This is a genomic window from Streptomyces doebereineriae (assembly GCF_031845645.1).
Classification (GTDB): domain Bacteria; phylum Actinomycetota; class Actinomycetes; order Streptomycetales; family Streptomycetaceae; genus Streptomyces; species Streptomyces canus.
In genome coordinates this window covers 276008-288508 of sequence record NZ_JAVREZ010000001.1, presented here as the reverse complement: position 1 = coordinate 288508, position 12501 = coordinate 276008, and the positions used below count along the sequence as shown (strand labels likewise).

Below are 12501 nucleotides of genomic sequence, written 5' to 3'. Positions count from 1 at the left end.
GGGTCAGTAGGGCCGCGGGGCGGCGGGCGGAAGGGCCGGCACCCATCCCTGACCGGGCGAGGCCGGGCGTTCGGGGACGGGCGGGGGCATGAGGGACTGCAGTGGCCGCATGACGTACTCCAGTTCCCTGCGTACGCGCTCGGCCTCCCTGCGGGCTAGAGCGGGGACGTCGCCGCGCTCGGCGACGAGTCGGTCGTAGATGGGGGAATCCTGGAACACCCGTCAACGCGCCTTTCGTTTTCGCGGGCCCACGCGCATGGGCACGGTTGACGAGTCTAGGCGCCTCCACGCACCGACGTACGAATTCCCCTGTCGGGCTTGACGGCTCGCGGGCGGTCATGCGCCGGTGGTGGACCCCGGACGGACGATCATCAGGACGGTCACGGTCGCCCACAGAAGGTTGAAGATGCCCGTGAACATGGCCAGTTGGACGGTGCTGCCGTGTTCGACGCTCCCCTGTCCGGTCAGCTCCTCGAGCAGTTCGCCCTGCCGGGGCAGGACGAAGGCGGCGAGGACTCCGGCGGCCGCGGCGGTCAGGGCCATGGACGTGGTCAGCCATGCGTCGCCCAGGACGCCCATCGCGGCTCCGGTGGCGATGCCGAGGACGGGGACCGCGATGCCGATGCCGGCGTAGACCCGGCAGATCCGGTGCAGCAGCCGTACCGTGCCGACCCCGGCCTCCTCCGCGTGGGCGCGGCGGGCCGCCGGTGGGAACATGCTGGCCGCGACGGTCACCGGCCCCACGGCGACGATGGCGACGAGGACGTGCAGGGTCAGCAGGAACTTGGTCATGGGGTGGCGTGTCCTTCTCCGGTGCGGTCGGCGGTGCCCGCCCACCCTAGGAACCCGCCGGGTGATCACACAGGGGCTGAAACGACAGGTTCCAACGGGTTCCCGCCAACGCCCCCAGTGGGGAATTCCCGTCAGATCCCGTGGTCGTGGCTCTGGCGGGAATCCGCCTATCGTGGCGGTCATGCACTCCGTGGTGATCCTGGTTCTCGACGATGTGGTGCCGTTCGACATGGCGGCACCCATGCAGGTGTTCGACTGGACACAGCTGCCCGACGGCCGCCCCGCCTATCGCGTCCGGCTGTGCGCCGAGTCCCCGGAGGTGCGTGCGGACGGCGGTTTCACCCTGCGGGTCGAGCACGGACTCGACGCTCTCGCGGAGGCGGACACGGTCATCGTGCCGGGCTGCTCCCCCACCGCCGGGCCGCCCTCCCCGCGCGCGCTGACCGCATTGCGGGAGGCCGCGGCGGCCGGCACCCGGATCGCGTCCGTGTGCGTGGGCGCGTTCGTGCTGGCGGAGGCCGGGCTCCTGGACGGGCTGCGCGCCACCACGCACTGGGTGGCCGCGGACGACCTTGCGCAGCGCTTCCCCGCCGTCGAGGTCCAGCCGGACGTGCTGTACGTCGACAACGGTCAGATCCTGACGTCCGCGGGCGCGGCGGCGGCCCTCGACATGTGTCTGCACATGATCCGCCGGGACCTGGGCTCGGCGGTCGCCGCGCACGCCGCCCGGATGTCGGTGATGCCCCTCGAACGGGAGGGCGGGCAGGCTCAGTTCATCGTCCACGACCACCCGCCGGTACCCCGCGGGTCGACGCTGGAGCCGCTCCTGGAGTGGGTCGAGGACAACCTGGCCCACGAGATCACCCTCGGGGCGATGGCCGCCCGTTCGGGGATGAGCGAGCGCACCTTCAGCCGCCGATTCCGCGAACAGACGGGCAGCACGCCCCTGCAGTGGCTGCTGCGGGCCCGGGTGCGGCGCGCCCAGTACCTGCTGGAGAACACCGGCCACCCGGTCGAACGGATCGCGCGGCAGGCGGGGTTCGGCTCCCCCACGGCGTTCAGGGAACGCTTCCGCCGGGTCGTCGGCACCACTCCGCAGGCGTACCGCGCGGCCTTTCACGCGAAGGACGCCGTCCCGGCGGGGGCGCGCTCCTGACCGCCCGCCGGGTCCGGCGTGGTGTCACCCGGCCAGAGGCAGGCTGTTCTCGCCCTCCGGTTCCGCACGTCCGGCGGCCGGCAGCAGGGCGTCGGCCCTGGCGACCGCTTCACGGACGTCGGTGGTGCCCATCATCACGCACAGTGTGTAACTGACGTCCTCCAGCTCACGAGCCGTCGCCGGTCTCTCCCTCTCCGCCTGAGCGATCCTCAATGACGCATACCGGGTCAGCAGGGTCCTGACGGCCTTCGGGTCCGGAACGAGCACGAAGCGCCCCTCTCTCGATTTTTTCGCTGCGTATGCCCCATCTGCACCGGCTCAATCCCATCCGCTGCCGCCCGGCACGCGATTGGCGCAATACCGTGCGGCCGGACCCGCTTCCCCAAGCGCCGCAAACCGTTGAACAAGGGGCATCCCTCGCACATGAACGGTATACGCCCATGAACCGCTCCGCAGGCATCCTCAGCGCCCTCTACCTCGCGACGAGCACCGGACTGGCCTGGACCGCGGTCCTCGCGCTGCGTCACGGTCCCCCGTGGGCCGTATGCCTGTTCGCCGCCGCGAGCCTGGTCCCGGTCATCGCGGTCGTACGCGAGAGCGTGCTCTGCGACCAACGACGTGCCCTGGCCGAAATGTGGAGGCGGGCGGCGGGTCCCGGCGGGCCCGGTGCGGGGGCCGCCGACGACATCGTCCGCGCCGAGCTCGACACCGCGTGCTGTGAACGCTGGTGGACGAGCTGCGGCACCGACCACGACTCGGCGTGCCCCCGCCGAGTGCCCCGGAGCAGCGCGGCGTGACGCCCGGCAGGCGGGCCCGGCCTCAGGCGACCTGTCCGGCGTGCAGCGCGGTGTAGGCCCCGCCGCGGCGCAGGAGTTCCTCGTGGGTGCCGGTCTCCAGGATCCGGCCCTCCCCCATCACCACGATGCGGTCGGCGCCCCGCACGGTCGACAGCCGGTGTGCGACCACGAAGGTCGTGCGTCCGTGCAGCAGTCGGGCGAGCGCCTGCTGGACGAGCGCCTCGGAGCGGGTGTCCAGGGCCGAGGTCGCCTCGTCGAGGACCAGCACCCGCGGATCGCGGATCAGGGCCCGGGCGATGGCCAGGCGCTGGCGCTGCCCGCCGGACAGCCGGGCCCCGCGCTCGCCGACCAGGGTGTCCAGGCCCTGCGGCAGCCGGTCCACGAACTCCAGTGCGTTCGCGTCGCGCAGCGCCGTCCGTACCGTCTCCTCGTCGGCGTCGTCCATGCCGTAGGCGACGTTCTCCCGGATCGTGCCGTCGAAGAGAATCGACTCCTGCGGTACGACGGACAGGAAGCGCCGGTAGGTGCGCAGGTCGAGGGTGTTCATGTCGGTCCCGTCGAGCAACAGCCGTCCCGAGGTGGGCCGGATGAAACCGATGACGAGGTTGAGGACAGTGGACTTGCCCGCGCCGGACGCGCCGACCAGGGCGACGGTCTCGCCAGAGGTGACGGAGAGGGTGAAGTCCCGCACGGCGGGCCGCCCGTGGTCGTACGCATGGCCCACGCCCTGGAATTCGACGGCCCCGCGCACCGAGTCGACGTGCGCCTTGCCCTCGTTGTCCTCCAGTTCGGGCGCCTGGAGCACCTCGCCGACGGAACGGACGGACTCCAGGCCCTTGGTGATGACCGGGGCGAGTCCTGCCAACGTTGTCGTGGAGTTGGTGAGCGTGGTCAGGAACGCGCTGAGCATCACGACGTCGCCGGGGGTGACGCCCCAGACGCCGTAGTACGACACCAGCGCGGCCGCCGCGAGAACGAGCACGCCGACCACGTTGAGGACGACCCAGGCCAGCGAGCCGAAGCGGCCGTTGACCAGGTCGAGACGCATCCCGGAGGTCAGCAGGCGGCGCAGGGTGCCGTCCATGCGGCGCAGTGCCTTGCCCTCCAGGCCGTGGGCACGGGTGACGGGGATGAGGCGGGTCATCTCCGTGACGCGGGACGACAGGGTCTCGACCTCGTGCCGGAAGTGTTCGTTGTGGGTGCGCAGCCGGGCCCTGAGACGGGCCACGACGAGGGCGGCGGCGGGCACGACGACGAGGAAGACCGGCACGAACTCCGGTGTCCGTACGGCGATGATGACGAGGCCGCCCACGAGCACGGTCGTCGCGCCGAGGCCGGTCTCCGCGGTCTGCTGCACCATCTGTTCGACGGTCTCGACGTCCCGCACCACCTTCGCCTGCAGCACACCGGCGCTGACCCGTGAGTGGTAGCCGATGGACAACTGCTGCATGCGGGTGCACAGGGCGGAGCGCAGGCCGGTGCCCATGCGGCGGACGCTGCCGTACAGGAGACGGACGTAGAGGAGGTGCAGGGGATAGTTGACCAGCAGGATGAACAGGATGACGCCGGTACTCGTCCAGAGCCGGGAGATCGGCTGGTGCTGGACGACGGTGTCGATGATGGACGCGGTGATGAGGGGCAACAGCCACACCGGGCTGTGCTTGACGGTGAACACCGTTGCGGCCGCGGCCAGTCGGCGGCGGTCGGCGCGGAACAGGTAGGCGAGTGTGCGTATCGGGTGTTCGCCCCGATAGCGGTGGTCGAGCGGTTTCTCCAGCGACGAGGCCATCGTCGGCGGTCCTCCCAGGTTGCCGATGTGAGGGCAAGCGCTTTCTCCCCCTCGTCGGCAAGGGATACACCAGGTGCTGGAGAGGACTCCTACTCGTCCAGAGTGCGGGCGAGTTCCGTGGTGGCGTGGGCGATCTCGGAGTCGTCGTCGGCCATCAGCAGGCCGAGGGCGCCGCTCTTGGCGCGGACGGCCTGACGGGCCCGGCGCTCCCACACCACAGGGTTCTCACGGTGGTTGAGCAGCTTGGGGTAGACGGCCGCCGTGCTCTCCCACTGGCGGGCGCCGGCGATGCTCCGAAGCAGCTGGATGATCTCCGCCCGGCAGGTCACCTGGGGCAGTTGGGCGAGTTCCCAGAGGAAGGGCACCGTGGCGGCGGTGGCCTGCTCCACGACGAAGCCGTACTGGCAGATGCGCTTGCGCAGATCGACGAGTGCGGCGCCGGCGGTGTCGGGATCACCCCAGGCCACGCTGTTGAGGAGCAGGGGGATGGCCGCGGCGCAGCCGGTGGAGTCCTGGATCTCGGCCCAGGGGACCCGGCTCAGCGCCGCGAGGGGCGTGGTCGACGCCACCCCGGTCGGGGGCACGGGGCGGCTGGTGCGCTCGTTGCTCGGCTGGTCCGGAGCGGTGCGCATGGCGTGAGACCTTTCCACGGCAGTCATGTCAGGGAGGAGGGGCGGTCGACAGCTTGGCCCAGACGGACTTGCCGGCCGGGGGCCGCGAGGTCCAGCCCCATTCCTCGGCCAGCGCGTCGACGATGTACAGGCCACGGCCGTGCTCCCGCAGGGCGGTGACGTCGGCGGGCGCGTACGCGGGCGGCTCGTCAGCGGGGTCGGAGACGGTCACCAGCAGATGAGCGGGGTCCAGGGACAAGCCCAGCCACACCTCGGTCGCACCGCCCGCCGCGGGCCGGAGCACCGCGTGCGCCACGGCGTTGGCCGCGAGTTCGGTGATCACGAGGGTGGCGTCGTCGCTGCGGTGGTCGAGGGACCAGCAGCTCAGCGTCTCGCGGGTGAAGGCGCGGGCCCGGGCGAAACCCTCCCCGCTGCAGTTGACGAGCAACGCGGCGGTGCCGAGGGGGCCCGGGCGCCCCAGGGTCTCACCGGCCGGGCCCGCATCACCCGCCTCCGGCACAGCCTGGCTCGGCGGCCGGATCGCATGGTTCGCAGGTGACGACACGGCATCTCCTTGATGCGACGTCAAAACGGGGCGCAACCGCAGGGGTTGACGCTGGAGCTATTATCCACGCTGAAGGCGCCCGCGTGCAATTGCACGAGAAATTGCGCGAAGATTGGGTGGGGCCACGGAGGTTGCCGTTGCGCACCCCTGTCCCACCCCGCACGGCCGGGCACGACGCCCGGCGAAGAACGTGAACAGCAAGGAGACTGCAGTGCCACCAGTGCAGAACGGAGTGCGGGCGAGTTCGCTCGACGCCCGCTGGGTCAAGAGCCGGCACAGCAACGCCGAGGGCAACTGCGTCGAAGTGGCCACACTCTTCGACGGCGGCGTCGCGCTGCGCAACTCCCGTGATCCCGACGGTCCCGCGCTGGTCTACACACCGGCCGAGGTCGCGGCGTTCCTCGCCGGCGCGAAGGACGGTGAGTTCGACCACCTCCTGTGAGGTGCGGGACCCGAGGTGCCGGTGGCGGGCTCCAACTCCCGTACCGCCACCGGCACCTACAGAATGATGCGGAACGGCCACCCTGCGTGCGATAGTGTGAGTCGTCTCTGTGCCGGTTTACTGGGAGTCAGGATGTCTGCCGCGTCCCATCGCACCTCCCGCCTGGAACCGTATCTGGACCGGTCGGAACCGGCTCCCACCCTGCTGAAGATGCTGGTAGGCGTCCAGTTGGCGGGATTCCGCGAGGATGCCGGGCTCGCCCAGGACCAGGCGGCGCGGGCCCTCGGGTTCAGCCCGGCGAAGCTGTCCCGCATCGAGTCGGGCAAGGGCCGCAGGCCCCCGTCGGAGAGCGACGTCCGCGCCCTCCTCGAGCTGTACGGCACCGACGACTACGAGGCCTCGGTGCTGCTCAAGCTGTTGCAGCGGGCCGGTGATCCGGGCTGGTGGCAGCGGTACGACAAGCGGCTGATGCCCGAGTGGTTCGACCGGCTGGTCGGGCTCCAGGAGGCGGCCGCGGCGATCCGTACCTTCGAGATCCAGTACGTCCCCGGCCTGCTGCAGACCCCGGACTACACACGGGCGGTGGTGGAACGCGGCCTGCCGACCGCGGCGGCCGGCGAGGTGGCGCGACGCGTCGAGCTGCGCACGCGGCGTGCGCAGTTGCTGCAGCGCGCGGACCCACCGCAGCTGTGGGCGGTGATCGACGAGTCTGTGCTGCTGCGGGTGCTGGGCAGCCGGGAGGTCATGCGGGCACAGCTGGCACACCTCGTCGACATGGCCCAGCGCCCCCATGTGACGGTGCAGGTCGTCCCCTTGGACGTGACCAACGCGTCCGCCCCGGCCATCCCGATCACCTACCTCCGCTTCGGCGGTCTCGATCTGCCGGACGTCGTCTATCTGGAGCACATCAAGAGCGCGAACTTCCTGGAGGACCGGGACGAGACGGAGGAGTACCGGCTCGCCCTCGACCGGCTGGCGGACGACGCGCTCGAACCCCGGGCCTCGCTGAAGCTGTTGCAGCAGAGGATGGAGCAGCGTTACGGCGGCTGAGAACCGGCGCGGACGCCGGTTCTCTCAGTGGTCACGGCCGAACAGGCCTGCCCAGAGGAAGGGTTCGCCGAAGCGGGAGGAGTCGGGTGGCTCGTCGCGCATGCGCCGCAGTTCAATCTCGGTCAGGTCGCGGAAGATCCGGCGCAGGGACCGGGCCGAGTAGGCGAGACCGCCGTCGAGTCCGCCCTGGCGATACAACTCCGCGTCCGGCAGCTCCGACCCCATGGCCCCGTCGGCGAAGCAGACGATGCCGAAGCGGCCGCCGGGTGCGAGGTGCCGTTCCAGGAGCGCGAGGTAGCTGACGCGACGGTGGGGCGGCAGATGGTGGAAGCAGCCGGAGTCGTAGATCAGGTCGTAGGGGCCGCCCAGTCCGGTGTCCGGCAGTGAGAAGGCATCGCCGCACACGAAGCGGACGTCGGCCGCCGTCTCGTGCGCGCGTTCCCTGGCCCAGGCGATGGCGGCAGGTGAGAGATCGACGGCGTCGACCTCGAAGCCGAGTGAGGCGAGGTGCAGCGCGTTGCGGCCCGGCCCGCAGCCCAGATCGAGGGCGCGGCCCGGGGTGACGAGGCCGCGGTCGAGGTACGACACCAGGTTCTCGTCCGGCTTCGGCACGAAGAAGGGAACGGGTTTGGAGCGGTCCGCGTAGAAGCCGTCCCACCAGGAACCGGCGTCCGCGCTCCAGCGATCGGCCTGGGGAGCGAACAGGCCGTCGAGGAGTTGGAGGACGTCCTCCACCGTGCGTACGGTGCGGTCCATTCCCTCCCCTACCCGGTCGTGCCAGGGACGCTCGGGTCAGGGTCGGACGAGTCGGGCGACGCCGCCGAACTCGATCCACTCGTGGGTGAGCTGGCGGGGGGCCACCTCGGAGTCGGGGCGCCAGGTGGAGACCTCCACGAGACCCGGGTCGAGGATCTCCAGTCCCTCGAACCACTCGGCGACGTCCTTCTCCTCACGCACCCGGCCCCAGTGACCCTGGGTCGCCTTGTCCATGAAGTCGGTGACGAAGTCGCGGACTTCGGGGTCCTCGCTGACAAGCTGGCACATCACCATGAAGCTGCCGGGCGCGAGCCGCTCGCGGACCCGGCGGGCCACGGCGGCCGGCCCGTCCGTCTCGCTGTCGGGGATGCAGTGCATGACGGAGTTGAACAGCACGGCGACGGGCTGCGAGAAGTCGATCAGCCGCCGGGTGTCCTCGTGGTCGAAGATCGCATCGGTCTCCCGCATGTCCGCGTGGATGACGGCGGTGCGCTCGTCCTGCTCGAGCAGCGCCCGGCCGTGGACGAGGACCATCGGGTCGTTGTCGACGTAGACCACGTGCGTGGTGGGGTCGATGCGCTGGGCGACCTGGTGGACGTTGTCCTGGGTGGGCAGGCCGGAGCCGTGGTCCAGGTACTGCCGGATGCCGTACTCCGTCGAGAGGGTCCGCACCACCCGCTGGAGGAAACGCCGGTTGTTCACGGCGAGCCTGCGGGTACTGGGGACGACCTTGTCGAGTTCCTCGCAGGCCGCCCGGTCTGCCGCGTAGTTGTCCTTGCCGCCCAGATAGTGGTCGTACATGCGCGCGGCCGTGGGTACGGAGGCGTCGATCTCCGTGGACAGCTTCTTACCGGTGCTCATCTTTCCCCCAGCTTGTGCCGCCAACTGGCCTGGCAGGACAGGGAGTCCATCCTAGAGACACCACGATCGCCGGTGCCAGTCCGCACGCGGGCCGGGCCACGAAAGAGCGATGTGGCGGAAGCGGCGGAAGGTACCTACGGGGCCGGGCGGGCGTGGGTTCAGGCGGCGTCCAGCTCCGCGAGTTCATCCGCGCCGAGCACGAGGTCGGTGGCGGCGAGCGAGTCGCGGATGGTATCGGGGCGGCTCGCGCCCGGGATCGGCACGACCACCGGCGACTTGGCGAGCATCCAGGCCAGGCAGACCCGCTGCGGGCTGACCCCGTACTTCTCGGCGATCCGCGCGAACGGGGCGTGCGCCGAGCCAAGTTCACCCGCCCGGGAGATGCCGCCCAGGGGGCTCCAGGGCAGGAAGGCGATGCCCAGTTCGTCGCACAGCCGCAGTTCCGGTTCGCTGGAGCGGAAGGCCGGGGAGAACTGGTTCTGCACGGAGACCAGTCGGCCGCCGAGGATCTCGTTGGCCAGCCGGATCTGGTCGGGGTTCGCGTTGGAGATGCCCGCGTTGAGGATCTTGCCCTCGTCGAGGAGGTCGCGCACGGCGCCGACGGACTCCTCGTAGGGGACCCGGGGGTCGGGGCGGTGGAACTGGTAGAGCCCGATCGCCTCCACATCCAGCCGGCTCAGTGAGGCCTCGCAGGCCTCCTTCAGATGCCGGGGGCTGCCGTCGAGCGTCCAGCTGCCGTCCCCGGGGCGCAGATGCCCGCCCTTCGTGGCGACGAGGACGTCACCGCCGAGGTCGTGGGAGGCGAGGGCCTTGGCGATCAGGGTCTCGTTGTGGCCGACATCGTCGGCGTCCCGGTGGTAGGCGTCGGCGGTGTCGATCAGGGTCACGCCCGCGTCGAGCGCGGCGTGGATGGTGGCGATGGAGCGTTCCTCGTCCGGCCGTCCCTCGATGGACATGGGCATGGCGCCCAGACCGATCGAGCTCACTTCGACATCACCGATGCGGCGGGTGTGCATGGCCTTGGACCTCTTTCGCCTGTCACGCGGATCTGGGCTCTCATCAGCCTGCTGCCGCACACGTCGAAGGTCCAATAGAAGAATGAGAACGCATTCAGCGACGGGGGTGCTGAATGCCGGGCCGTGGCGCTCTCGAGCCGACCGGGTGGCGAGACGCGGTTGCGTGTCCGCCGTGTCCGTGTGACACCCTCGCCTCGACCGGCGGATGATCCAGTCCGGTCGTCGTGAGGTTCCGCAGTACGGCGAGAGGCGGCGGCATGCGTATCGGACTGCTCGGCACCGGTCCCTGGGCCAGGATGGCCCACGCTCCCGCGCTCGGCGCGCATCCGGAGCTGGACTTCGCCGGGGTGTGGGGCCGTCGCACGGAGGCCGCCGAGGAGCTGGCCGCCGAGTACGGCACACGCGCGTACGCCGATGTCGACGCACTGCTCGCCGACGTGGACGCCGTGGCGGTCGCCCTGCCGCCCGCCGTGCAGGCCGAGCTCGCGGCGCGGGCCGCGCGGGCAGGGTGCCATCTGCTGCTGGACAAGCCCCTGGCGACGACGGTCGAGCAGGGGCAGGCGGTGGTCGAGGCCGTCCGCGAGACCAAGGTCGCCTCGGTGGTGTTCTTCACCTCGCGCTTCCTCACCGAGACCGAGGCGTGGATCGGTGAACAGGCGGGCGTGGACGGCTGGTTCACGGGGCGGGCGGAATGGCTGGGGTCGGTGTTCACCGAGAACAGCCCCTTCGCCGACTCACCGTGGCGGCAGGAGAAGGGCGCCCTGTGGGACGTGGGTCCCCATGCTCTGTCGGTGCTGCTGCCGGTGCTGGGCGAGGTGCGTGAGGTGGCGGCGGCCGCGCACGGACCCGGGGACACCGTCCATCTGGTCCTGAGCCACACCGGCGGCGCGTCGAGCACCCTGACACTGAGTCTCACGGCTCCGCCGGCGGCCGCGGGAGTCGGACTCGAACTGCGGGGCGCGGGCGGAGTGGCCCAGCTCCCGGAGTCGTCCGAGGGCGTCGAGGCCGCCGTGCTCAGGGCCGCCGACGGACTGCTCGCCGCCGCCCGCACCGGACAGGCACACCCGTGCGACGCCGCGTTCGGTCTGCGGGTCACCGAGATCCTCGTGGCGGCGGAGGCCCTGCTGGACGCCGGGCCCACGGCGTAGACCGGCGGCTCAGTCTCCGGGCGCGGCGTCCTCGTCGAACGGCTCGTCGCTCCACCGGAACCAGGCCCGGTCACCCTCGATGTGCAGCAGGAACTCGGGCACGGGACCGTCCGGCGCGTGCAGCGACACACGTCGCCGGACCTCGTCGTAGGCGTCCTCCCACTCCAGCCGTCGCTCCTCGTCGTCCTCTTCGACGAGGGCGAGTTCGCGCGCGAACAGTTCGCGCACACCGGCGAATCCGGGTCCCGCCGTGAAACGGCCCGACAGCCACGGGAAGTCGGCTTCGTCGATCAGGATGTCCCCGACCGGTTCGTCACCGCCGCATATCTTCCAGACCGCGCCCTCGAACCCCACCACGCCTCCCCGCACCGAGCCGACGATCACCACGACGACCAGCATGGCACCCGGCACCGACAGCCGGACCGGGCTGGCCGTCAGTGCCGGACAAGGGCTCAGCCGGTGTGCACGGGACGGTAGTTCAGACGTTCCCGTACGACGGGATAGCCCGCCTTGGCGAAGTTGGCGGCCATGGGGAAGTTCCCCCGGTCCGTCGCGGCGGAGACGAACTCGGCGCCCCGCTCGACCAGATAGTGGGTGCACTCGGCGAGCAGGTCGTAGGCATAGCCCTGACCCCGCTGTTCCGGCACCACCCCGATGAACGCGATGCAGGGCCCCGACGGGTTGTGCGCGGGAATGTGGATCCCGGCCACGTCCCCCTGCGGGGTGTGGGCGATCTGCCACCACTCGCGCGGCGAGGGACACCAGTGGAAGAAGTCGAGTTCCTCCTGGGCGGCCCGGTCGAGTCCGTCCTCGTCGATGGCCTTGAGGGCGTGTGCGTCGAGGGTGGCGGAATGGATGCGCCGCAGCAGGTCGAAGAAGACCGCGTCGTCCGGTTCGGGCCGGAACTCGAGACGTCCGGGCCGCTCGGGCAGCCCGTGCTCCGGCGTCCACCGGTAGAGGAACCGCTCGACCAGGAGCTCGTATCCGGCCTTCTGTACGGCGGTGAAGCGGGCCTTGGCGGCCGCCCGCAGCTCCGGATCCTCGCGCCAGCCCGCGGGCAGGTTCATCTCGAGCTCGACCTGCCAGGCGGCGGTGCGCAGGAGTTCGGCGCCGGCCTCCTCCTCGCCTTCGGCCACGTCGAACCAGTTGACGTTGACGGGTGCGGTGTCGTCGGGACCGCCCCACCAGGCTCCGCGTGCCACGACCTTGCCGTCACGCAGGGCGACGCGCTTCCAGTCGGGGCGGTGCCGGGTGAGCCGGTGGGACTCACGGGCGCCGAGAGGGTCGGGCAGAGCGTCGAAGAGAGGGGCTTCGCGCTCGTCGAGCGCGCGGATGACCAGATCGGTCATGGGTGGATTCCTCCGGGATGCGTACTGCGTGGAGCGCTCCCGGTCAGACGAGGCACGCCGGGGCGACGGAGAGGGAGCGCTGAAGGATGGTGAACTGCACGGCACTCGCCTCCTTCCGCTGGTCTCCGGGCGTGGCGGCTCACGTTACGGGATCTTCGGGACGGGAGTC

Annotated in this window: 16 protein-coding genes; 5 read left to right on the top strand and 11 right to left on the bottom strand. The window is 70.8% G+C overall.

Features of this window, described 5'->3' with window-relative positions:
* Window positions 1-3 precede the first annotated feature (3 nt).
* Together RNB18_RS01410 and RNB18_RS01405 are read right to left on the bottom strand one after the other, a co-directional pair.
* A complete protein-coding gene (locus tag RNB18_RS01410) occupies window positions 4-219 on the bottom strand; it encodes a hypothetical protein (RefSeq protein ID WP_057613087.1) in 216 nt (71 codons plus the stop codon).
* Between the two features lie 117 nt (window positions 220-336).
* Window positions 337-792 (bottom strand): hypothetical protein, encoded by a 456-nt coding sequence (locus RNB18_RS01405; protein ID WP_311712273.1) that lies wholly within the window; start codon window positions 790-792, stop codon window positions 337-339.
* Window positions 793-973: 181 nt separating this feature from the next.
* Here RNB18_RS01405 and RNB18_RS01400 point away from each other — a divergent pair, with 181 nt between their 5' ends.
* A complete protein-coding gene (locus RNB18_RS01400) occupies window positions 974-1948 on the top strand; it encodes a GlxA family transcriptional regulator (RefSeq protein WP_311712272.1) in 975 nt (324 codons plus the stop codon).
* Between the two features lie 24 nt (window positions 1949-1972).
* On the opposite strand, the gene RNB18_RS01395 is transcribed toward RNB18_RS01400, so the two are convergent.
* On the bottom strand, window positions 1973-2215 hold the full coding sequence (locus RNB18_RS01395) for a DUF5133 domain-containing protein (protein ID WP_311712271.1): 243 nt from the start codon (window positions 2213-2215) through the stop codon (window positions 1973-1975).
* Window positions 2216-2388: 173 nt separating this feature from the next.
* Between RNB18_RS01395 and RNB18_RS01390 the strand changes: the two genes are divergently transcribed.
* The gene (locus RNB18_RS01390; protein ID WP_311712270.1) at window positions 2389-2745 is read left to right on the top strand and encodes a hypothetical protein; all 357 of its coding nucleotides are present in this window, start codon (window positions 2389-2391) and stop codon (window positions 2743-2745) included.
* A gap of 22 nt (window positions 2746-2767) precedes the next feature.
* Here RNB18_RS01390 and RNB18_RS01385 read toward each other — a convergent pair whose 3' ends face one another.
* From RNB18_RS01385 to RNB18_RS01375, 3 genes are all read right to left on the bottom strand, one after another.
* Window positions 2768-4534 (bottom strand): ABC transporter ATP-binding protein, encoded by a 1767-nt coding sequence (locus tag RNB18_RS01385; protein ID WP_311712269.1) that lies wholly within the window; start codon window positions 4532-4534, stop codon window positions 2768-2770.
* An 89-nt stretch (window positions 4535-4623) separates the two neighbouring features.
* Window positions 4624-5166: a hypothetical protein gene (locus RNB18_RS01380; protein WP_311712268.1), complete on the bottom strand. Its 543-nt coding sequence runs from the start codon at window positions 5164-5166 to the stop codon at window positions 4624-4626.
* A 28-nt stretch (window positions 5167-5194) separates the two neighbouring features.
* Entirely contained in the window at window positions 5195-5710 is a 516-nt protein-coding gene (locus RNB18_RS01375) for an ATP-binding protein (RefSeq protein ID WP_311712267.1), read from the bottom strand.
* A gap of 211 nt (window positions 5711-5921) precedes the next feature.
* Between RNB18_RS01375 and RNB18_RS01370 the strand changes: the two genes are divergently transcribed.
* A complete protein-coding gene (locus tag RNB18_RS01370) occupies window positions 5922-6152 on the top strand; it encodes a DUF397 domain-containing protein (protein ID WP_057613080.1) in 231 nt (76 codons plus the stop codon).
* Window positions 6153-6284: 132 nt separating this feature from the next.
* Window positions 6285-7202 (top strand): helix-turn-helix domain-containing protein, encoded by a 918-nt coding sequence (locus tag RNB18_RS01365; RefSeq protein ID WP_311712266.1) that lies wholly within the window; start codon window positions 6285-6287, stop codon window positions 7200-7202.
* 24 nt (window positions 7203-7226) lie between these two features.
* On the opposite strand, the gene RNB18_RS01360 is transcribed toward RNB18_RS01365, so the two are convergent.
* The 3 genes from RNB18_RS01360 to RNB18_RS01350 all read right to left on the bottom strand — a co-directional run bounded on the left by RNB18_RS01360 (window position 7227) and on the right by RNB18_RS01350 (window position 9835).
* A complete protein-coding gene (locus RNB18_RS01360) occupies window positions 7227-7958 on the bottom strand; it encodes a class I SAM-dependent methyltransferase (RefSeq protein ID WP_311712265.1) in 732 nt (243 codons plus the stop codon).
* Window positions 7959-7994: 36 nt separating this feature from the next.
* Entirely contained in the window at window positions 7995-8819 is an 825-nt protein-coding gene (locus RNB18_RS01355) for an SAM-dependent methyltransferase (RefSeq protein WP_311712264.1), read from the bottom strand.
* A 158-nt stretch (window positions 8820-8977) separates the two neighbouring features.
* Window positions 8978-9835 carry an aldo/keto reductase gene (locus RNB18_RS01350; protein ID WP_311712263.1) on the bottom strand — a complete coding sequence of 286 codons (858 nt, stop codon included), beginning with the start codon at window positions 9833-9835 and terminating at the stop codon, window positions 8978-8980.
* A gap of 257 nt (window positions 9836-10092) precedes the next feature.
* Between RNB18_RS01350 and RNB18_RS01345 the strand changes: the two genes are divergently transcribed.
* Window positions 10093-10983 (top strand): Gfo/Idh/MocA family protein, encoded by an 891-nt coding sequence (locus RNB18_RS01345; RefSeq protein WP_311712262.1) that lies wholly within the window; start codon window positions 10093-10095, stop codon window positions 10981-10983.
* 9 nt (window positions 10984-10992) lie between these two features.
* Here RNB18_RS01345 and RNB18_RS01340 read toward each other — a convergent pair whose 3' ends face one another.
* Together RNB18_RS01340 and RNB18_RS01335 are read right to left on the bottom strand one after the other, a co-directional pair.
* Window positions 10993-11337: a hypothetical protein gene (locus tag RNB18_RS01340; RefSeq protein WP_311712989.1), complete on the bottom strand. Its 345-nt coding sequence runs from the start codon at window positions 11335-11337 to the stop codon at window positions 10993-10995.
* A 98-nt stretch (window positions 11338-11435) separates the two neighbouring features.
* Window positions 11436-12332, bottom strand: coding sequence for a GNAT family N-acetyltransferase (locus tag RNB18_RS01335; RefSeq protein WP_311712261.1), 897 nt, complete (start codon window positions 12330-12332; stop codon window positions 11436-11438).
* Window positions 12333-12501: the final 169 nt, after the last annotated feature.

Excerpts from the sequence above, each read along its gene's own strand:
- RNB18_RS01355 (WP_311712264.1), bottom strand. The coding sequence starts at position 8,819 with ATGAGCACCGGTAAGAAGCTGTCCACGGAGATCGACGCCTCCGTACCC.
- RNB18_RS01380 (WP_311712268.1), bottom strand. The coding sequence starts at position 5,166 with ATGCGCACCGCTCCGGACCAGCCGAGCAACGAGCGCACCAGCCGCCCC.
- RNB18_RS01350 (WP_311712263.1), bottom strand. The coding sequence starts at position 9,835 with ATGCACACCCGCCGCATCGGTGATGTCGAAGTGAGCTCGATCGGTCTG.
- RNB18_RS01345 (WP_311712262.1), top strand. The coding sequence starts at position 10,093 with ATGCGTATCGGACTGCTCGGCACCGGTCCCTGGGCCAGGATGGCCCAC.
- RNB18_RS01360 (WP_311712265.1), bottom strand. The coding sequence starts at position 7,958 with ATGGACCGCACCGTACGCACGGTGGAGGACGTCCTCCAACTCCTCGAC.
- RNB18_RS01365 (WP_311712266.1), top strand. The coding sequence starts at position 6,285 with ATGTCTGCCGCGTCCCATCGCACCTCCCGCCTGGAACCGTATCTGGAC.
- RNB18_RS01335 (WP_311712261.1), bottom strand. The coding sequence starts at position 12,332 with ATGACCGATCTGGTCATCCGCGCGCTCGACGAGCGCGAAGCCCCTCTC.
- RNB18_RS01390 (WP_311712270.1), top strand. The coding sequence starts at position 2,389 with ATGAACCGCTCCGCAGGCATCCTCAGCGCCCTCTACCTCGCGACGAGC.
- RNB18_RS01405 (WP_311712273.1), bottom strand. The coding sequence starts at position 792 with ATGACCAAGTTCCTGCTGACCCTGCACGTCCTCGTCGCCATCGTCGCC.
- RNB18_RS01400 (WP_311712272.1), top strand. The coding sequence starts at position 974 with ATGCACTCCGTGGTGATCCTGGTTCTCGACGATGTGGTGCCGTTCGAC.
- RNB18_RS01385 (WP_311712269.1), bottom strand. The coding sequence starts at position 4,534 with ATGGCCTCGTCGCTGGAGAAACCGCTCGACCACCGCTATCGGGGCGAA.